The organism is Sphingomonas sp. IC-56 (genome assembly GCF_021043375.1).
Classification (GTDB): Bacteria; Pseudomonadota; Alphaproteobacteria; order Sphingomonadales; family Sphingomonadaceae; genus Sphingomonas.
Genome location: NZ_JAJNDV010000007.1, coordinates 102011 through 118917 on the forward strand (window position 1 = coordinate 102011; position 16907 = coordinate 118917).

Sequence of the window (16907 nt, forward strand, 5' to 3'; positions counted from 1 at the left end):
CATCTTGGTTCGTGTACGCGGCGCCGGGAGGGCGTCCGCAAGGGGCCGACGCGCAGCCCCTTGCGGTTGTTCCAGCATCAGCCCTTGCGGCTGGCCTCGAACAGGAACCAGGCGCGCTCTTCGGCCTGGTCGGTCCATTCGTCGACCACGCCGCTGGTCGCGTTGTCGTTTGCTTCTTCGGCTGCGGCCTTCACGATGCGGAAGCTCTCGACCAGCTTGAGATTGTCGTCGCGCAGCTCGGCGAGCATGTCGCCGGCGGAGACGAAATCGGCGTCATTGTCGGTGATCGTCTGGCGGCGCGCGATGTCGCCGATCGAGCGCAGCGTGGTGTTGCCGGTCTTGCGCACGCGCTCGGCAATGTCGTCGGTTACGCCCAGGATCTGCGCGGCCTGTTCGTCGAGCATCAGGTGATAATCGCGGAAATGCGGCCCCGAGACGTGCCAGTGAAAGTTCTTGGTCTTGAGGTAGAGCGTGTAGCAATCGGCCAGCGCGCTGTTGAGCGCATCGGCCACGCTGCGCGTGTCGTTGCGGTTGAGGTCGGTGGGCGTCTGCAGCGCCTGCGTGTCGGTCATGATGGGTCTCCCGGATTGGTTTCGGATCCTCGACGAAGCCAATATGGGATCGGCTCCGCTTCAAGCCATGGCTTTTGCCATGATCCTGATCGAAGCTGCCAACGTCAGAAGAGCCGAAGGGCTCCCAGGCCGATGACGGTGCCGGCAAGGAGGAACAGCGCGGCGATGGCGAGGCGCAGCTGGCGCAGCGGCAGCGCGGACCAGCGGGTTTCGTCCAGACTGAGCGCAGCCGCGCTGACGATGGTCGCGCCCAGGGTGGCGCCGATCGCGGCGAACCAGGGTGCGCCGCCGGTTGATAGCGCGAAGGTCAGGAACTGGGTCCGCTCGCCAAGGGCGAGGATGAAGAGTCCGGCGACGGAGGTGGCGAACGCGCCCAGGCGCCAGCGGTCGAGGCGGCTGGGGAGCCGCGAGGTCCAGAGCCCGGTGACGCCCGCAAAGAGGAGCGCCACCGCCAGCAGCAGTGATTTCGCCTCTGGGGTGAGCGTGGCGGTGAGGGTGCCGCCTAGCGCTGCGGCGATCGCGTTGCCCGCCGCGTGGGCGGCAAAGGCGGCGAACAGGATGGTGATGGGCCGACGGTAGCGATCCACAAGGATGGCGGCGAGCAGCGGCGGCCGATCGCCGATCTGGCTGAGCAGCGCCAGCAGAAAGGCCGGGACGAACGCTTCCATCGGGAGGTGGTAGAGGATTGGGGGGCGGGGGGATAGCGGGTGGTGTTCTCCCTCTCCCGCCTGCGGGAGAGGGCTTTGGCGCGGCTGTCTGTAGAGGGCGGGGTTCTTCACGTTGTCCGTCGCTTGTGGTGACTACCCCTCCACCGCCTTTGGCGGTCCCCCTCCCCCTCCGGGGGAGGATCAATGTTCTCTCTCTCTCCCGTAGGCGGGAGAGGGCTTTGGCTTGACTTTTGCTCGCGCGTGGCCCATCCGCCCGCACCTGTTAGCGGTGCGTAGACGCGCGCCGCTTTTCCATTTTTGCAATCAAGGGTTTCGGGTCATGGCCAAGCCGACCACTGTCAAGATCAAGCTCGTCAGCTCGGCGGACACGGGTTTCTTCTACGTCACCAAAAAGAATCCGCGCACGCAGACCGAGAAGCTGAACTTCCGCAAGTATGATCCCGTCGTGCGCAAGCATGTCGAGTTCAAGGAAGCCAAGATCAAGTAAGCGCCAGCGGGGGATTCACTCCCCCGTATCGCCTGCTTCGTCTTCCTCTTGCTCTTCGGTGCTTCCGGGCACCAGTGCGCGGACTTCTTCCATGAAGCGCGCCAGCGAGATCGGCTTGGAAACATAGGCATTCGCGCCAGCGGCGCGGATGCGTTCCTCGTCCTCGCGTCCGGCATAGGCGGTCACCGCCATGATCGGGATCGCGCGCAGTTCGCCGTCCCGCTTCATCTCGCGAATCAGCTCCAATCCGGTCACGTGTGGCATCTGAATGTCCATGACGACCAGATCGGGGCCGAATTCGCGCGTCTTAGCCACGGCCTCGCGCCCGTCCTTCACCGGCTCGACTACGAAGCGATGCGCCCGCAGCAGATCGCAGAAGAGTTTCAGATTGAGTTCGTTGTCCTCGACAACGAGCACCCTTTTTGCCACGCCGACACCCGTAATGATTACAAGGACCTGTTAGGCGATGGCGCCCGCGGAGACAAATGCCGATGCGCTGGCGTTGCAGGCGCTGATCTGGACGCTGGGCGATTCGGCGAGGGCGAATCGGCTGCTCGACCTGACCGGCCTTACCCCCGACGAATTGCGCGCGCGGCTGGGCGAGCCGGCGCTGCTGGCCGCCGCGATCGGTTTTCTTGAATCCTATGAGCCGGACCTGATCGCTTGTGCCGAGGCGATCGACGCCAGCCCGGCCGAACTCGTCGCCGCTCGTGCGGTGCTGGAGCGCGCATGAAACCCCTTCTGATTACCGATTGCGACGAAGTGCTGCTGCACATGGTGCGGCATTTCGGCACCTGGCTGGACGAAGCGCATGATATCGAATTGTCGCTGGCGCTGGGCGGGTTCGAGAATGCCATGCGCCACCGGGCCGATGGCAGCGTCGTCGCGACGCCGCGCATGTGGGAGCTGCTCGACGGCTTCTTCCCCGACGAGATGGCGCGCCAGACGCTGGTGCCGCATGCGCGCGAGGCGCTGGCTGCGATCGCGGAGCGGGCAGATATCGTCGTGCTCACCAATTTGCGCGACCATTGCCGGCCGCACCGCATCGCCCAGTTGGACGAGCATGACATCGCCTATCGCGTCGAGTGCAACCAGGGGCCCAAGGGGCCCGCGGTAGCGCGGCTGGTGGCCGAGTTCGGCAATCCGGTCACCGTGTTCGTCGACGATCTGGCCCAGCATCACGAATCGGTCGCGCGCACCGTGCCGCAGGTGCACCGGCTGCACATGGTGTCCGAGCCCGACATGGCGCCGCACATCGCGCCGGCGCGCCATGCCCATGCCCGGATCGACGATTGGCAGGAGGCGCAGGCCTGGATCGAGGCGCGCTTTGCGCAAGGGTTGACCGGCGCCGCAGCGAGTGGTTCAGCTTCGGCATGACTGCTGCCATCGACGCAAAGCTGGCCGAGCTCGGCCTTTCACTTCCCGAAGCCGCCGCACCGGTGGCTGCCTATGTCCCGGCCGTAGAGGCTGGGGGCATGCTGCACCTGTCCGGGCAGTTGCCGTTCAAGGATGGCGAGTTGATGACCGGGCGGTTGGGCGAGGATCGCGACTTGGCATACGGCCAGGAGGCGGCGCAGCGCTGCGGACTGATGGTGGTCGCGCAGATCAAGAAGGCGCTGGGCGGCGACCTGTCGCGGGTCGAGCGGATCGTGAAGCTGGGCGTGTTCGTGAATTCGGCCGCCAGCTTTACCGACCAGCCCAAGGTGGCGAACGGCGCGTCCGAGCTGATGCAGGAACTGTTCGGCGAAGCAGGGCGCCACGCCCGTAGCGCCGTGGGCGTGCCGGTGCTGCCGCTGGGTGCGGCGGTGGAAATCGACGCGGTGGTGCAGATCCGTAGCTGAGCTGAGCTGGGCCGGACGCGCCGGGCGTGGTGCGGACTAGGGTTCATCCCGGGCTATGGAATCTACTTACTCCCTAAGCGTGCGGGCACTTCGTAGAAAAGCCGCGAACGGGAGGCACTTCATGCTCATCGACACGCGCGGCGCCGAACATCGCGAACTGGAGACGCAGGCCGGCGCATTGTTGCGTGTCGTTGCCGCCCAGGCGCCGGACAGCGCGAGCGTGGCAGGCATGCGCTGGCGCATGGCGCGCGCGTTGTCCGACTATCTGGCGCAGGAAGACCGCCGCGTCCGCGATGCGCGTTTGCGCCAGGAGGACGGCATGCTGGCCAAGCAATTCCACGGCTACATCCTCGACTGGCCGGTAAGCCGGATCACGGGCGATTGGGCCGCGTTCGGTCGCGCGACGCAGGCGGTGCTGGCGTCGATCGCCGATCGCATGACGGGCGCGGGATCGCCCTGCTACCCGCATGCCGACCGAGTGCCGGCACGGCGCGCCGCCTGAGCGGTTGAGGCATGGCCCGGCTTTCCGCATAAGCGGGGCATGCGTTCTGTTTTCCTGCAAAGCCTGACCTCCGCCGCGCTGCTCGCGCTGGCGGGTTGCGTCGCCCCGAGCGAGCCCGCACCCGAGGCTGCGCCGCCGGTGCCGATGCCCACCCGGGCGCCGCCACCGCCACCCGCGCCGCGGCCCACGCCTTCGGCGGACTGGCGTGATTGGGCGCTGTCGCCCGGCACCTGGACCTATCGGCGCGAGGGGAGTGGGAGCGTGGCTGGGTTCGGGGCTGCGGGCGCTGCGCCTGCGCTCAGCCTGCGCTGCGATGCTGGCGCGGGCCGGATCACCCTGTCGCTCGGACGTGTGGGCGCTGGGTCCGCTACGGTCCGGACCAGCTCGAGTGTGCGCGCGCTGCCGCTGACGAGGGGCGCTGACGGGCAGTCGAGCGCGAGTCTCGGCGCGCGCGACGGGCTGCTCGACGCGATGGGCTTCAGCCGGGGGCGGTTCATTGTGGAGGTGGCGGGGCAGCCGCCGCTGGTGGTGCCGGCCTGGCCCGAGATCCTGCGCGTGGCGGAGGATTGCCGGCGCTGATCCGCGCGCTTGTCCGGCATAGGGCCCAGACCTCTGAGGCTCGCGCAGAAAGAAATTCAAAACAAGGCTTGTTCTGCGTGCCGGGGTGATTCACACTCCTCAAGTGTCGCAAGGCACAGGCTCTTCAACTGGCGAAAGGAGGTGATCCGATGTCTCATGGTTCAGCAGTGAGGTCGGTTCAGTTCGTTCGGGAGACGCGCCGCTAAGCGGGGGTGGCGGACGGCGGATGCCGTCTGCATCCCGGTGAAGCGGCCCGCATGGTCTCCCGGGCTGGAACACTCCGGTCGCTGACCATGTCGGAGGTCGTCGGGCGCCCTGATGGGTGCTCGGCGACCTCTCTCATTTATAAAGCAGTGGTTTGTTGAAGAGGCTGTATGACGGCGACGAGACGCGCGGTGTTGGGCGGCGGCGCTGCCCTGTTGGGGATGGCCGCGGGAACGGGCGCGATCGCGCAGACAGGGCCTGGGGACGAGGTCGTGCGGCTGTGGCCGGGGCGTCCGCCGGGCTATCGCGGTACGAAGATCGTCCGCAAGGTGGCCGACCAGTCCAAGGACCCGGCGCACACCGATCGCTGGGTGAGCGGCATCGACGATCCGGTGCTGGTGGTGCGTCGCCCCGCAAAGGCGAATGGCAGCGCGGTGCTGCTGGTGCCGGGCGGCGGCTATGGCTTCCTGGCCTATGACAATGAAGGCACCGAACAGGCGGCGTGGCTGAACGCGCGCGGCGTGACGGCCTTTATCCTGCTCTATCGCCTGCCCGGCGACGGATGGGAGCAGCGCGGGCTGGTGCCGCTGCAGGATGCGCAGCGGGCGATGCGGGTGATCCGGTCGGGCGCGGCGAAGTTCGGCGTCGATCCGGCGCGGGTGGCCGTGCTTGGCTTTTCGGCCGGCGGGCATCTGGCAGGATCGCTGGCAACGCGGCACGGCGAGCGCGTGTACACGCCCGTCGATGCGGCCGACGGGTTGTCGGCGCGGCCTGATCTTGCCGGACTGGTATACCCGGTCATCAACCTGGATGCGGCGATCACCCATGCCGGGTCGCGCGATAATCTGCTGGGGCCGAACCCCTCGGCCGAGGCGCTGCGCCACGCATCGGTGGAGCAGCGCGTCACCGCCGACACGCCGCCGCTGTTCCTGATCCACGCGTCCGACGACGGGCTGGTGCCGGTGGCCAACAGCCTGGTGCTGTATGACGCGGCGCTGAAGGCCGGGCGCAAGGCGGAGATGCACCTGTTCGACGAGGGCGGACACGGCTTTGGCGCGCGCTTGCCCAAGGCGTCGCCGGGTTCCGCCTGGCCGGCGCTGTTCCACGCCTATGGCGTGCGCAAGGGCGTGTTCCGGGCATGAAGCGGCTGGCGCTCGCCGCCTTGCTTGCGGCGGCGCCGGCGGCGGTGGCTCAGGATTACCAAAGTTCGCCGGAGCGCCGCGTCGTGGAGGAGCGGGACTGGGGACCGTGGCTCGGGCCGTTCCGCGCCAGGCTGGTGCCGAGCCTGATGGAGGATTTTGGCGAACGCTATTTGTATGCCGACGCGAACCGGCGGCTCGGGCCGCCAAGGGGCCGCGAGCAGCGCGTGATATTCCTCGGGGACTCAATCACCGACAAATGGAACCTGGCGGCGGCGTTTCCGGACAAGGCCTATATCAATCGCGGCATCGGCAGCCAGGTCACCGCGCAGATGCTGCTGCGCTTTCACCAGGACGTGATCGCGCTGAAGCCGCGCGCGGTGGTGATCCTGGCCGGCGTCAACGACGTGCAGGGCTTTCTGCAGCGCGAGACGGTGGAGCAAATCGAAGCCAATTACGAAGCGATGGCGGATCTGGCCGACCGGCACGGCATTGCCGTCGTCTTCGGATCCCTGCTGCCGGTGCACAGCTATACCGAGCGGGCGCAGGGCGTGGTGGCGGAGCGGAAGCCCGACACGCTGCGCACGCTGAATGCCTGGTTGCAGCGCTTCTGTGCAGCGCGCGGCTATGGCTATGCCGATTATTACGCGGCGCTGGCGGACGCGCATGGGCTGCTGGATCGCCAATGGAGCGACGACGGCGTGCACCCGTTGCCCGCCGCCTATGCCCGGATGGCCCCGATCGCGCAGGCGGCGATTACGCGGGCGCTTGGTCGCCCGCCAGCGTCTTGAGGCGGTAGAGAACGTCCAGCGCTTCGCGCGGGCTTAGCGCGTCGATGTCGAGTGCGCCGAGTTCATTTCGCAGCGCGTCGACCTTGGCTTCCTCCTGCTCGGCGATTGCCGCGAACAGCGGCAGGTCGTCGAGGCCGGCGGCGAGGCCGCCGGTTTTCTCGCGGCCGGCCTCCAGCTTGTCGAGCACCGCCTTGGCGCGCTTGATCGTCGCCGGGGGCATGCCCGCGAGCCGCGCGACGGCGATGCCGTAGCTGCGGTCGGCGGGGCCGTCGGCGAGTTCATGGAGGAGGACGAGGTCGCCCTTCCACTCGCGTGCGCGGACATGGTGGAGGGTCAGCGCGTCGCAGCGCTCGGCCAGGCGAGTCAGTTCGTGATAATGGGTGGCGAACAGGCAGCGGCAGCGATTGTCCTCATGGATCGCCTCCACCACCGACCAGGCGATGGCGAGGCCGTCATACGTCGAAGTGCCGCGGCCGACCTCGTCGAGGATCACGAAGCTGCGCGGCGTTGCCTGCGCCAGGATCGCCGCAGTCTCGACCATCTCGACCATGAAGGTGGAGCGGCCGCGCGCCAAATTGTCCGAGGCGCCGACGCGGCTGAACAGGCGGTCGACCAGGCCGAGCGTCGCGCTGGTGGCGGGGACGTAGCTGCCGGCTTGCGCGAGCACAGCGAGCAGCGCGTTCTGGCGCAGGAAGGTCGACTTGCCGCCCATGTTGGGGCCGGTGACCAGCCATAGGCGTGAGTTCTCGGAGAGCTTGCAGTCGTTGGCAACGAAGCGGCCGCCCGATTTGGCGACGGCTTCCTCCACCACCGGATGGCGCCCGCCTTCGACCTCGAAGCAGCTATGCTCGACCAGTGCGGGCCGGGCCCAGCTGCTTTCGGCTGCGCGTTCGGCGAGGCCGGCGGCCACGTCGATCCGGGCGAGGGCGTCGGCGGTGGCGGCGATGCTTTCGCGGCGGCCGAGCGCGGTGGTGGTAAGATCTTCGAGATGCGCGGCTTCGGCGGCGAGCGCGTGGGCGCCGGCCTGAGTCACCTTGACCGCGACATCATGGAGTTCGGGGGCGTTGAAGCGGACGACGCCGGCCAGCGTCTGGCGGTGGGTGAAGCCGCTGTCGGGCGCCATCAACGCGTCGGCGGAGCGCGCGGGCACTTCGATATGGTAGCCGAGCACGCCGTTGTGGCGGATCTTGAGCGCGGTGATGCCGGTGCGGCTGCGATAGTCGGCCTCCAGCGCGGCGATGGCGCGGCGGCCGCCGGCGCCGGCATCGCGAAGATCGTCGAGCGCGGCGTCATAGCCCTCCGCGATGTAACCGCCATGCGCGGCGTCGACCGGCGGTTCGGGCACAAGGGCGCGGGAGAGCAGATCGATCAGCGTGCCGTGGCCGCGCAGCTGTGGGATCAGCTGGGCGAGCAGGGCGGGCACGTCATCGAGCGCGGCGAGCCGTTCGCCAAGGCGCCAAGCCCCGTCGAGACCATCGCGCAGCTGGCCGAGATCGCGGGGCGAGCCGCGGCCTGCGGCAAGGCGGCCGAGCGCACGTCCGATGTCGGGCAAGGCGCGGAGCGCGCCGCGCACCATGTCGCGAACGCCGGCATCGTCATGGAAACGCTGCACCAGGTCGAGCCGTGCCTCGATTCCGGCGCGGTCCATCAAGGGCGTGGCGATGTCCTGGCCGAGTAGGCGCGCCCCGGCGCCGGTGACGGTGCGGTCGACGCTGTCGAGCAGGCTGCCCTTGCGGACGCCAGCCTGTGAGACGCAGAGTTCGAGGCTCTCGCGCGTCGCTGCGTCGATGGCCATGAATGCCTCGGTCCGGCTGACACGGGGCGGACGCAGGAAGGGCAGCGAACCCTTGGCAGTGTGGTCGAGATAGGCGACCAGCCCGCCGGCGGCTGCCAGCGCCGCGCGCGAGAAGGTGCCGAACCCGTCGAGCGTGGCGACGCCGAAGAGGGACTTGAGCCGTTCCTCCGCCGCAGCACTGTCGAAGCCGGCGCGTGGGCGCAGCACGGTGGCGAGTGCGTCGAAGGCTGAGGCGTCGCAGGCGACGGTTTCGGCCGGGGACAGCCGGGCGATTTCGGCAGAAACGCGATCGGCATCGGTTTCGATGATCTCGAAGCGGCCGGTCGAAATGTCCGCGCAGGCAATGGCGACGCTGCCACCCGCTTCGCCGATTGCTACGCACCAGTTTGCCGAGCGGCTGTCGAGCAGCGTTTCCTCGGTCAGGGTGCCGGCGGTCACCACCCGCACGATGTCGCGGGCGACCAGCGCCTTGGAGCCGCCGCGCTTCTTGGCCTGTTCGGGGGTTTCGGTCTGCTCGGCAATGGCGACGCGGTGGCCGGCCTTGATCAGCCGGGCGAGATAGCCCTCCATCGCATGCACCGGCACGCCGCACATCGGGATACGCTCGCCCTCATGCTCGCCGCGTGCGGTGAGCGCGATATCCAGGCAGGCGCTGGCGATCTTCGCATCGTCGAAGAACAGCTCGAAGAAATCGCCCATGCGGTAGAAGAGCAGGCAATCCTCGGCTTCGGCCTTGAGCGCAAGATATTGTGCCATCATCGGCGTGGGGGCGGCGGAGGACATGCAGCATGCGGTAGCCGATGCGCCGGGGCGATCAACTCCCGGCTGCCGCTTTCCTGGGGACGACTCGCGGGGAAACACTCCGTTACCGCTCAAGGCACATCCGCCGATTGCAGCTACGGAATCGTCACCCTAAAGGAAGGGGACCAGGAGATATGAATGTCTGAGGAATCCAAGGTCCAGTTTTCCGAGCGCGAGGCGCTTCGCTACCATTCGGAAGGCCGGCCCGGTAAAATCGAGATCGTCGCGTCCAAGCCGATGGCGACTCAGCGCGATCTCGCGCTCGCCTACTCGCCCGGCGTCGCGGTGCCCGTGCGCGCCATCGCCGAGGATCCTTCGCTCGCTTATGACTATACCGCCAAGGGCAATCTGGTCGCGGTGATCTCCAACGGCACGGCGATCCTTGGGCTCGGCAATCTGGGCGCACTGGCGTCCAAGCCGGTGATGGAAGGCAAGGCGGTGCTGTTCAAGCGCTTCGCCGACGTCGACTCGATCGACATCGAGCTGAAGACCGAAGACGTGAACCGCTTCATCGACGCAGTGGAGCTGATGGAGCCGAGCTTCGGCGGCATCAACCTGGAGGACATCAAGTCCCCGGAATGCTTCGTGATCGAGCAGACGCTGCGCGAACGCATGAACATCCCGGTGTTCCATGACGACCAGCACGGCACCGCGATCATCGCCGCCGCCGGCCTGATCAACGCGCTTCACCTGACCGGGCGCGACATCAAGCATACCAAGATCGTGATGCTGGGTGCCGGCGCCGCCGCAATCGCGTGCGCCGAACTGATCAAGGCGATGGGCCTGCCGCACGACAACCTGCTGATGTGCGACCTGAACGGCGTGATCTATCAGGGCCGCGAAGAAAGCATGAACCAGTGGAAGTCGGCACACGCCGTCGCCACGGACAAGCGCACCTTTGCCGAGGCGATCGACGGCGCCGACGTGTTCGTCGGGCTGGCATCGGCCAACTCGCTGCCGCCCGAGCTGCTCAAGACGATGGCGCCGCGCCCGATCGTGTTCGCGATGGCGAACCCCGATCCCGAGATCAGCCCGCCGGTTGCCAAGGAAGCGCGGCCGGACGCGATCATCGCCACCGGCCGTTCGGACTATCCGAACCAGGTCAACAATGTGCTGGGCTTCCCGTTCATCTTCCGCGGCGCGCTGGACGTGCGCGCGACGACGATCAACGACGCGATGAAGGTCGCCGCCGCGCGCGCGCTGGCCGAACTGGCCCGCCAGCAGGTGCCCGAGGAAGTCGCCGCGGCTTACGGCACGCAGCACAGCTTTGGCCCCGAATACATCATCCCCGCGCCGTTCGATCCGCGGCTGATGGAGATCGTACCCGCCGCCGTTGCCCAGGCAGCGATGGATTCGGGCGTCGCGACCAAGCCGATCGTCGACATGGCGGCGTATCGCCAGTCGCTGCGCGCACGGCTTAATCCGACGACTTCGGTGCTCAGCCTTGCCTATGAGGGTGCACGCGCGCATCCCAAGCGCGTGATTTTCGCTGAGGGCGAGGAAGAAGTGGTGCTGCGCGCCGCCATCGCCTTCAAGGAAGGTGGTTATGGCATCCCGGTGCTGGTCGGCCGTGAGTCGGTGTCCGACAAGCTTCAGGCGCTGGGCGCCAACCCGGAAGACTTCGAGATCCACAACAGCGTCAATTCGCCGCTGGTGCCGCGGATGGTCGAGTTCCTGTACCAGCGGCTACAGCGCCGCGGCTACCTGCGCCGTGACATCGAACGGCTGGTCAACCGCGACCGCAACATCTTCGGCGCGCTGCTGCTCCAGCTGGGCGAGGGCGATGCGATGCTGACCGGCGTCACGCGCACCTATGCCGAGACGATGCGCCAGGTGCGCCGGGTGATCGACTATGCGCCGGGCCGCATTGCCTTTGGCATGCACGTGCTGGTGGGGCAGTCGCACACGGTGTTCATCGCCGACACGACGGTAAACGAGCGCCCGAGTGCGGAAGAACTGGCGCAGATCGCCGAGGGCGCGGCCCAGGTCGCGCGGCGCATGGGCCACGAACCCCGCGTCGCATTCCTCAGCTATTCGACCTTCGGCAATCCCGAAGGCCGCTGGCTCGAACATGTGCGCGGCGCGATCAAGCTGCTCGACGAGCGCAAGCCCGAGTTCGAATATGAAGGCGAGATGTCGCCGGACGTCGCGCTCAACCCCAAGCAGCTGGCGAACTATCCGTTCGCGCGGTTGTCTGGCCCGGCCAACGTGCTGATCATGCCGGGGCTGCAATCGGCGAATATCTCGGCCAAGCTGCTGCGCGAGCTGGGCGGCGATTCGACGATCGGGCCGATGCTGATCGGCATGGAAAAGCCGGTGCAGATCGCGCCGATGACCGCGACCGCAAGCGAGCTGGTGACGCTGGCGGTGCTGGCAGCCGGCGGGATCGCGCGCTGAGTTGGATGCTCCCTCGGCTGGTCCGGGGGAGAGTTCCTAGCCGTCGATGCTGCCGCCGAGGCTGGCATTGACCAGGCCGCCGTCGACGGTGAGCGTTTCGCCGACGACGTAGTCGCCCGCGCGGCTGGCGAGGTAGATGGCGGCACCGGCCATGTCTTCGTCGGTGCCGATGCGGCCGGCGGGGATGCGTTTGGCGACGCCGTCGCCGTGATCGCGCGCGGCCTTGTTCATGTCGCTGGGGAAGGCGCCGGGCGCGAGTGAGGATACCACGATTTTGTCGCGGATCAGCCGTGCGGCCATGCGGCGGGTCAGGTGGATCAGCGCGGCCTTCGACGCCTGATAGCTATAGGTTTCCCACGGGTTCACCCGCTGGCCGTCGATCGAGGTGATGTTGATAACCTTGGCGGGGCGGGCTTGCATGCCCGACGCCTTGAGCAGGGTGTGGAGCGCCTGGGTGAGGAAGAAGGGCGACTTGACGTTGAGCTCCATCACCTTGTCCCAGCCCTTTTCGGGGAAGGTGTCGAATGCCTCGCCCCAGGCCGCACCGGCATTGTTGACGAGGATGTCGAGCCGCGGCTCGCGCGCGGCGAGTTCGGCGGCGAGTGCCTTGCAGCCTTCGACCGTGGAGACGTCCATCGGCAGCGCAATGCAGTTCGGGCCCAACGCGGTCGCGGTCTCTTCGCAGGCCTCGGCCTTGCGCGAGGAGACATAGACCTTCGCGCCTTGAGCGACGAAGCCGGCGGCGATCATCCGGCCAATGCCGCGCGACCCTCCGGTGACGAGCGCGACGCGATTGTCGAGGCGGAACAGGGTGGTGGTGTCCATTGGTATCGTCCTCTCCTGGCGGTCAGCCGCCGCGCTTGAGCGTCTCGCGGGCGATGATCAGCTGCTGGATCTGGCTGGTGCCTTCGTAGATGCGGAACAGGCGCACGTCGCGGTACAGCCGTTCGATGCCATAGTCGGCGATGTAGCCCGCCCCGCCGAAGATCTGCACCGCGCGATCGGCAACGCGGCCGACCATCTCGCTGGCGAAGTATTTCGCGGCGGCGGCTTCCATGGTGGTGTTCTCGCCGCGGTCCTTAGCCGCGGCGGTTTCGAGCACCAGCGCGCGGGCGGCGAGTGCTTCGGTCTTTGAGTCGGCCAGCATCGCCTGGATCAGCTGGTGCTCGGCGATTGGCTTGCCGAACTGGCGGCGCTCGGTGGCATAGGCGACGCAATCGGCGATCAGCCGCTCGGCGGTGCCGACGCATACCGCCGCGATGTGGAGCCGGCCGCGGTCGAGCACCTGCATGGCGATGCGGAAGCCGTCACCTTCCGCGCCCAGGCGGTTGGCGGCAGGCACCGGGGTGTCGTCGAACGTGACGTCGGCGACCTTGGCACCCTTTTGCCCCATCTTCTTTTCAGGTTCGCCAATGCTGATGCCGGGCAGATCGCGGGGGACCAGAAACGCCGATACGCCGCGGCCGCCGGGATCGTCCGAAGTGCGCGCCATGACAGTGAAGAGCTCTGCCTTGTCGGCATTGGTGATGTAGCGTTTGGTGCCCGAGAGGCGATAGACCTCGCCATCGCGGACCGCCCGCGTCTTCACCGCGCCCGAGTCTGAGCCGACATCGGGCTCGGTCAGTGCGAAGCTGGTGACGATTTCGCCGGTGGCGATGCGCGGCAGCCACTGGGCCTTTTGCTCTGGCGTTCCGGCCATCACGAGACCCTGGCTGCCTATACCGACATTGGTGCCGAACGCCGAGCGGAAGGCGGGAGTGGTGCGGCCGAACTCGATGGCGACGCGGCACTCCTCCGCCATGCTCAGGCTCAGGCCGCCATGCTCTTCACCGATCGACAGGCCGAACAGGCCGAGTGCCTTCATCGACTCGATCAGGTCGGGGGGTATTGCGTCGGCAGCCTCGATCTCGGCTTCGCGTGGGCGAAGCTGCTCCGCGACGAAGCGTCGGACCGTGTCCAACAGGCTGTCGAATACCTCCGGGTCGAGCGCCATGCATCCGTTCTTCTTGTTCTAATTACCTCCAGGCTATCGCTTCGTGCGGGCGCGAACAAGCCATACCGGATGTTCAAAACAGATAGTTTGCAGGCGCGCTTACCGTGTAGAGTTCAGCAGCCCAGGGATCAGGGGCGGCAATTCGCGCCCGAGGAAACCGAGCGGCCCGACCGTTTCGGCCAAGCGCCGCCCCGCCTCGCCATGCAGCCAGACACCCCAGGCGGCGGCGACGCGCGGCGTGGCGCCTCGGGCCATCAGAGCACCGATAATCCCGGCGAGCACATCGCCCGAGCCGCCGGTGGCAAGGCCTGGGCCGCCGCCGGCGTAGCGCAGCACCGGCTGATCGGGGCAGGCGATCCAGGTCAGCGCGCCCTTCAGCAGCACGGTGGCGCCGAAGCGCTCGGCAGCTTCGCGCACCAGCCCTGCGGGGTCGTCTTTGGTGCGCGCTTCGTCGCACTGCATCAGCTGGATCATTTCGCCCGGATGTGGCGTCAGGACGATCCGCCCTTCATGCGCCTGCAGCGCGTCGGCCATGTCGGGGGCCGCGGTCAGCGCGGCGGCGTCGATCACCAGCGACAGGTCGGACCTGGGTTTGGCGATTGCGGCGGACAGGATCGGTGCAGCGGCCGATTTGCTTCCCATGCCCGGACCCAGCACCAGCGTGTCGCAGCGCGTCAGGTACTCGGCGAGCTTGGGTCCCGCCTCGGCGCCGAGCTCGCCCGCTTCGTTGGTGGGGAGCGAATAGACGGCGGCTTCGGGCATGGTCAGGCCGAGTGCCAGGGCAACGCGCTGTGCGGTAGCCAGCTGGACCTTGCCGGCGCCGGCGCGGAACGCGGCTTCACCGGTGAGGCGAAGCGCGCCGGGCACCGTTTCGGAGCCCCCGGCGATGAGGACGCGGCCGCGGCTGTTCTTGTCGGTATCGCCTTCAGGTTGCGGCAGCGGGTGCTCGGCGAGCCAGGCGGAATCGAGCGCGCTCATCCGCGTGCCGCCACTGGTGCGTCCGGCTCGGACGTGACTTGCGCCTGCGAGTCGCGCTCCATCGATGCGGTCACGTTGTAGCGGACCAGCGCCATTCCCCCGTCCTTGCCCGCAGCGGGATCGAAGGCATATTCGGTGACCGAACAGTTGGCGACATCGCCGGCCTTGTCGATCGCGAGGATCTCGGCTTCCGACAGGTTCTCGATGATGTAGCGCAGGCAGAGCACCACGACCTGGTGCGCGACGATCATCACGTTGCGGCCGGCATAATGGAGCGAGACCGTGTCCAGCAGCGCACGCAGGCGGAAGATGACATCACACCAGCTCTCGCCGCCGGGCGGGCGGTGGTAGAATTTGCCGAGCAGGCGGCGGAACTCGGCCTGGTCGGGCTCAAGTGCGTGAATGCCTGCGCTGGTCAGGCCGTCGAGAATGCCAAATTCCTTTTCGCGCAGCCGTTCGTCGGCGCAAATCGGCTCGGCGGGATCGGCGCCGCCTGCGTCGCGGAAGATGCGGGCGGTTTCGCGGGCGCGCAGATAAGGGCTGGCGAGGATCACGTCCGGGCGGCCATTGCCATGCCCTTGCGCGAACCAGCGGCCGAGTGCGTCGGCCTGCTGCTCGCCGAGCTGCGACAGGGGCACGTCGACGTCGCGCATGTCGATGGCGATGCGGTGCTCACCGGCGGCGTCGGCCTGGTCGCGGGCGACATTGCCGGCGCTCTGGCCATGGCGGACGATCCAGAGGCGCGTCGGCCAGCGGGGGTGGGTTTGATCGGGCATTGCTGGGTCAATGCCGGGGGGCGTGATTGGTTCACGCGAAGGCGCGAAGGCACGAAGGCACGAAGGGTGAAGAAGGAAGAGGTTCGCGCAGAGGCGCGGAGGCGCAGAGAAGACGGCCTGTGGCTTCGTTCGGGAGACTAGTCTCTACGTCCGAACTGGCGGCGCGGAGCGTTCCTGCCGCTTCGCGGCGTCTTCTTTTTCTCTGCGTCTCTGCGCCTCTGCGCGAACCTCTAAACTTCCTGCCTTCGAACTCTGGCGTGAACTTCAAGCGCCCGCGGCTGTAAGCCGATCAAGCTGGTCGCTGGCCAGCGTCACGTCCCAGGCGCCCAGTAGTTCGTCGAGTTGTTCGAGCGAGGTGGCGCTGGCGATCGGTGCGGTCACGCCGTCCTGTGCGGCCAGCCAGGCCAGAGCGATCTGGGCGTGGCTGGCGCCCGTTTGCGCGGCGACTTCGTCCATTGCGGCGAGTACCGGGCCACCCTTACCCTTGAGCAGCTCGCCCATACGGCCGCCGCGGACGCTTTTGCCCAGGTCCGCGTCGCTGCGGTACTTGCCGGTGAGGAAGCCCGAAGCCAGGCCGTAATAGGGCAGCACGCCGATATTCTGGGTGACGCACAGGTCCTGCAGCTCGCCTTCGAACTTGCGGCGGCTGACGAGATTATATTCGGGCTGGAGCACCCGGTAGTGCGGGAGACCGTCGCGCGCGGCGATATCGAGCGCCGCCTTGAAGCGGATCGCGTGGAAGTTGGACGCGCCGAGCACGCGGACCTTGCCGGCGTCGATCAGGCGACCAAAGGCGGCGAGCACTTCTTCCTGCGGTACGTTCTCATCGTCCTGGTGTGCGTAATAGAGGTCGATGGTTTCCACGCCCAGCCGCTGGAGCGAGGCTTCGGCTGCGGCGGCGATGCGGGCGGGGGCGAGGCCGGTGCCGCCTTCGCCCGGCAGCATGCCGACCTTGGTCGCGAGCAGCACCTGGTCGCGCTTGCCCGAGGTGCGCAGCCATTCGCCGATGATCGTCTCGGATTCGCCGCCCTGATGGCCCGAGACCCAGGCGGAGTAGACGTCGGCGGTGTCGATCATCACCCCGCCAGCTTCGGCGAAGCGGTCGAGGATGCGGAAGCTTTGCGCCTTGTCGATGGTCCAGCCAAAGACATTGCCGCCAAGCACCAGCGGCGGGATGGCAAGGCCGCTGGCGCCGAGTTCGCGAGTGGGGGTCATTGGGCGTCCTCCGAAATGTTGACCGGAGTGCCGGAATTAATGTCGATCGCCTCGGCTGCCTCGTTCAGCTGACGCGCCTCGTCGGGGGTGAGCCCGCTGGGGTCCTCGTCAGCCTGTCCGCAACCGGCGAGCGCCAGGGCGAGGGGCAGCAACGGCAAAAGACGCATTC

At 67.6% G+C, this 16907-nt stretch carries 19 protein-coding genes; 9 read left to right on the forward strand and 10 right to left on the reverse strand.

The genetic code is table 11. The features are described 5' to 3' along the window. Positions 1-77 precede the first annotated feature (77 nt). Positions 78-572: a Dps family protein gene (locus LQ953_RS11185; RefSeq protein WP_231030981.1), complete on the reverse strand. Its 495-nt coding sequence runs from the start codon at positions 570-572 to the stop codon at positions 78-80. A 104-nt stretch (positions 573-676) separates the two neighbouring features. Further along, the gene (locus LQ953_RS11190) at positions 677-1240 is read right to left on the reverse strand and encodes a TMEM165/GDT1 family protein (protein WP_231030982.1); all 564 of its coding nucleotides are present in this window, start codon (positions 1238-1240) and stop codon (positions 677-679) included. A 319-nt stretch (positions 1241-1559) separates the two neighbouring features. Here LQ953_RS11190 and rpmG point away from each other — a divergent pair, with 319 nt between their 5' ends. Further along, entirely contained in the window at positions 1560-1727 is a 168-nt protein-coding gene (gene rpmG, locus LQ953_RS11195; RefSeq protein ID WP_184086322.1) for a 50S ribosomal protein L33, read from the forward strand. A gap of 15 nt (positions 1728-1742) precedes the next feature. Here rpmG and LQ953_RS11200 read toward each other — a convergent pair whose 3' ends face one another. Then, on the reverse strand, positions 1743-2156 hold the full coding sequence (locus LQ953_RS11200) for a response regulator (RefSeq protein ID WP_231030983.1): 414 nt from the start codon (positions 2154-2156) through the stop codon (positions 1743-1745). A gap of 37 nt (positions 2157-2193) precedes the next feature. Between LQ953_RS11200 and LQ953_RS11205 the strand changes: the two genes are divergently transcribed. From LQ953_RS11205 to LQ953_RS11235, 7 genes are all read left to right on the forward strand, one after another. Next, the gene (locus tag LQ953_RS11205) at positions 2194-2460 is read left to right on the forward strand and encodes a DUF3572 family protein (protein ID WP_231030984.1); all 267 of its coding nucleotides are present in this window, start codon (positions 2194-2196) and stop codon (positions 2458-2460) included. Then, positions 2457-3104, forward strand: coding sequence for an HAD family hydrolase (locus LQ953_RS11210; RefSeq protein WP_231030985.1), 648 nt, complete (start codon positions 2457-2459; stop codon positions 3102-3104). The genes LQ953_RS11205 and LQ953_RS11210 overlap by 4 nt, the downstream gene beginning before the upstream one ends. Then, complete coding sequence (locus LQ953_RS11215; protein ID WP_231030986.1) at positions 3101-3568, forward strand: RidA family protein; 468 nt, start codon at positions 3101-3103, stop codon at positions 3566-3568. The genes LQ953_RS11210 and LQ953_RS11215 overlap by 4 nt, the downstream gene beginning before the upstream one ends. A 121-nt stretch (positions 3569-3689) precedes the next feature. Then, the gene (locus LQ953_RS11220; protein WP_231030987.1) at positions 3690-4070 is read left to right on the forward strand and encodes a hypothetical protein; all 381 of its coding nucleotides are present in this window, start codon (positions 3690-3692) and stop codon (positions 4068-4070) included. Between the two features lie 39 nt (positions 4071-4109). Beyond that, on the forward strand, positions 4110-4649 hold the full coding sequence (locus LQ953_RS11225) for a hypothetical protein (protein ID WP_231030988.1): 540 nt from the start codon (positions 4110-4112) through the stop codon (positions 4647-4649). A gap of 374 nt (positions 4650-5023) precedes the next feature. After that, the gene (locus LQ953_RS11230; RefSeq protein ID WP_231030989.1) at positions 5024-5995 is read left to right on the forward strand and encodes an alpha/beta hydrolase; all 972 of its coding nucleotides are present in this window, start codon (positions 5024-5026) and stop codon (positions 5993-5995) included. Further along, positions 5992-6783 (forward strand): GDSL-type esterase/lipase family protein, encoded by a 792-nt coding sequence (locus LQ953_RS11235; protein WP_231030990.1) that lies wholly within the window; start codon positions 5992-5994, stop codon positions 6781-6783. The genes LQ953_RS11230 and LQ953_RS11235 overlap by 4 nt, the downstream gene beginning before the upstream one ends. Here LQ953_RS11235 and mutS read toward each other — a convergent pair. Next, complete coding sequence (mutS, locus tag LQ953_RS11240) at positions 6749-9337, reverse strand: DNA mismatch repair protein MutS (RefSeq protein ID WP_231031058.1); 2589 nt, start codon at positions 9335-9337, stop codon at positions 6749-6751. The genes LQ953_RS11235 and mutS overlap by 35 nt on opposite strands. Positions 9338-9517: 180 nt before the next feature. On the opposite strand from mutS, the gene LQ953_RS11245 reads away from it, so the two are divergent. Then, a complete protein-coding gene (locus LQ953_RS11245; protein ID WP_231030991.1) occupies positions 9518-11776 on the forward strand; it encodes an NADP-dependent malic enzyme in 2259 nt (752 codons plus the stop codon). A gap of 36 nt (positions 11777-11812) precedes the next feature. On the opposite strand, the gene LQ953_RS11250 is transcribed toward LQ953_RS11245, so the two are convergent. The 6 genes from LQ953_RS11250 to LQ953_RS11275 all read right to left on the reverse strand — a co-directional run bounded on the left by LQ953_RS11250 (position 11813) and on the right by LQ953_RS11275 (position 16905). After that, on the reverse strand, positions 11813-12601 hold the full coding sequence (locus LQ953_RS11250) for an SDR family oxidoreductase (RefSeq protein WP_231030992.1): 789 nt from the start codon (positions 12599-12601) through the stop codon (positions 11813-11815). Positions 12602-12623: 22 nt separating this feature from the next. Further along, positions 12624-13769: an acyl-CoA dehydrogenase family protein gene (locus LQ953_RS11255; protein ID WP_231030993.1), complete on the reverse strand. Its 1146-nt coding sequence runs from the start codon at positions 13767-13769 to the stop codon at positions 12624-12626. Positions 13770-13868: 99 nt separating this feature from the next. Further along, complete coding sequence (locus LQ953_RS11260; RefSeq protein ID WP_231030994.1) at positions 13869-14747, reverse strand: NAD(P)H-hydrate dehydratase; 879 nt, start codon at positions 14745-14747, stop codon at positions 13869-13871. After that, a complete protein-coding gene (locus tag LQ953_RS11265; protein WP_231030995.1) occupies positions 14744-15523 on the reverse strand; it encodes a histidine phosphatase family protein in 780 nt (259 codons plus the stop codon). The genes LQ953_RS11260 and LQ953_RS11265 overlap by 4 nt, the downstream gene beginning before the upstream one ends. Before the next feature lie 264 nt (positions 15524-15787). Continuing rightward, on the reverse strand, positions 15788-16738 hold the full coding sequence (locus LQ953_RS11270; protein WP_231030996.1) for an aldo/keto reductase: 951 nt from the start codon (positions 16736-16738) through the stop codon (positions 15788-15790). After that, entirely contained in the window at positions 16735-16905 is a 171-nt protein-coding gene (locus LQ953_RS11275) for a hypothetical protein (RefSeq protein WP_231030997.1), read from the reverse strand. Before LQ953_RS11275 ends, LQ953_RS11270 begins: the two co-directional genes overlap by 4 nt. Positions 16906-16907 lie beyond the last annotated feature (2 nt).

Bases quoted from the DNA above. Each gene is read 5' to 3' on its own strand.
- LQ953_RS11245 (WP_231030991.1), top strand. From the start codon at position 9,518: ATGTCTGAGGAATCCAAGGTCCAGTTTTCCGAGCGCGAGGCGCTTCGC.
- LQ953_RS11215 (WP_231030986.1), top strand. From the start codon at position 3,101: ATGACTGCTGCCATCGACGCAAAGCTGGCCGAGCTCGGCCTTTCACTT.
- LQ953_RS11190 (WP_231030982.1), bottom strand. From the start codon at position 1,240: ATGGAAGCGTTCGTCCCGGCCTTTCTGCTGGCGCTGCTCAGCCAGATC.
- LQ953_RS11265 (WP_231030995.1), bottom strand. From the start codon at position 15,523: ATGCCCGATCAAACCCACCCCCGCTGGCCGACGCGCCTCTGGATCGTC.
- LQ953_RS11210 (WP_231030985.1), top strand. From the start codon at position 2,457: ATGAAACCCCTTCTGATTACCGATTGCGACGAAGTGCTGCTGCACATG.
- mutS (WP_231031058.1), bottom strand. From the start codon at position 9,337: ATGATGGCACAATATCTTGCGCTCAAGGCCGAAGCCGAGGATTGCCTG.
- LQ953_RS11250 (WP_231030992.1), bottom strand. From the start codon at position 12,601: ATGGACACCACCACCCTGTTCCGCCTCGACAATCGCGTCGCGCTCGTC.
- LQ953_RS11260 (WP_231030994.1), bottom strand. From the start codon at position 14,747: ATGAGCGCGCTCGATTCCGCCTGGCTCGCCGAGCACCCGCTGCCGCAA.
- LQ953_RS11275 (WP_231030997.1), bottom strand. From the start codon at position 16,905: ATGCGTCTTTTGCCGTTGCTGCCCCTCGCCCTGGCGCTCGCCGGTTGC.
- LQ953_RS11205 (WP_231030984.1), top strand. From the start codon at position 2,194: ATGGCGCCCGCGGAGACAAATGCCGATGCGCTGGCGTTGCAGGCGCTG.
- rpmG (WP_184086322.1), top strand. From the start codon at position 1,560: ATGGCCAAGCCGACCACTGTCAAGATCAAGCTCGTCAGCTCGGCGGAC.
- LQ953_RS11220 (WP_231030987.1), top strand. From the start codon at position 3,690: ATGCTCATCGACACGCGCGGCGCCGAACATCGCGAACTGGAGACGCAG.
- LQ953_RS11255 (WP_231030993.1), bottom strand. From the start codon at position 13,769: ATGGCGCTCGACCCGGAGGTATTCGACAGCCTGTTGGACACGGTCCGA.
- LQ953_RS11225 (WP_231030988.1), top strand. From the start codon at position 4,110: ATGCGTTCTGTTTTCCTGCAAAGCCTGACCTCCGCCGCGCTGCTCGCG.
- LQ953_RS11235 (WP_231030990.1), top strand. From the start codon at position 5,992: ATGAAGCGGCTGGCGCTCGCCGCCTTGCTTGCGGCGGCGCCGGCGGCG.
- LQ953_RS11230 (WP_231030989.1), top strand. From the start codon at position 5,024: ATGACGGCGACGAGACGCGCGGTGTTGGGCGGCGGCGCTGCCCTGTTG.
- LQ953_RS11270 (WP_231030996.1), bottom strand. From the start codon at position 16,738: ATGACCCCCACTCGCGAACTCGGCGCCAGCGGCCTTGCCATCCCGCCG.
- LQ953_RS11185 (WP_231030981.1), bottom strand. From the start codon at position 572: ATGACCGACACGCAGGCGCTGCAGACGCCCACCGACCTCAACCGCAAC.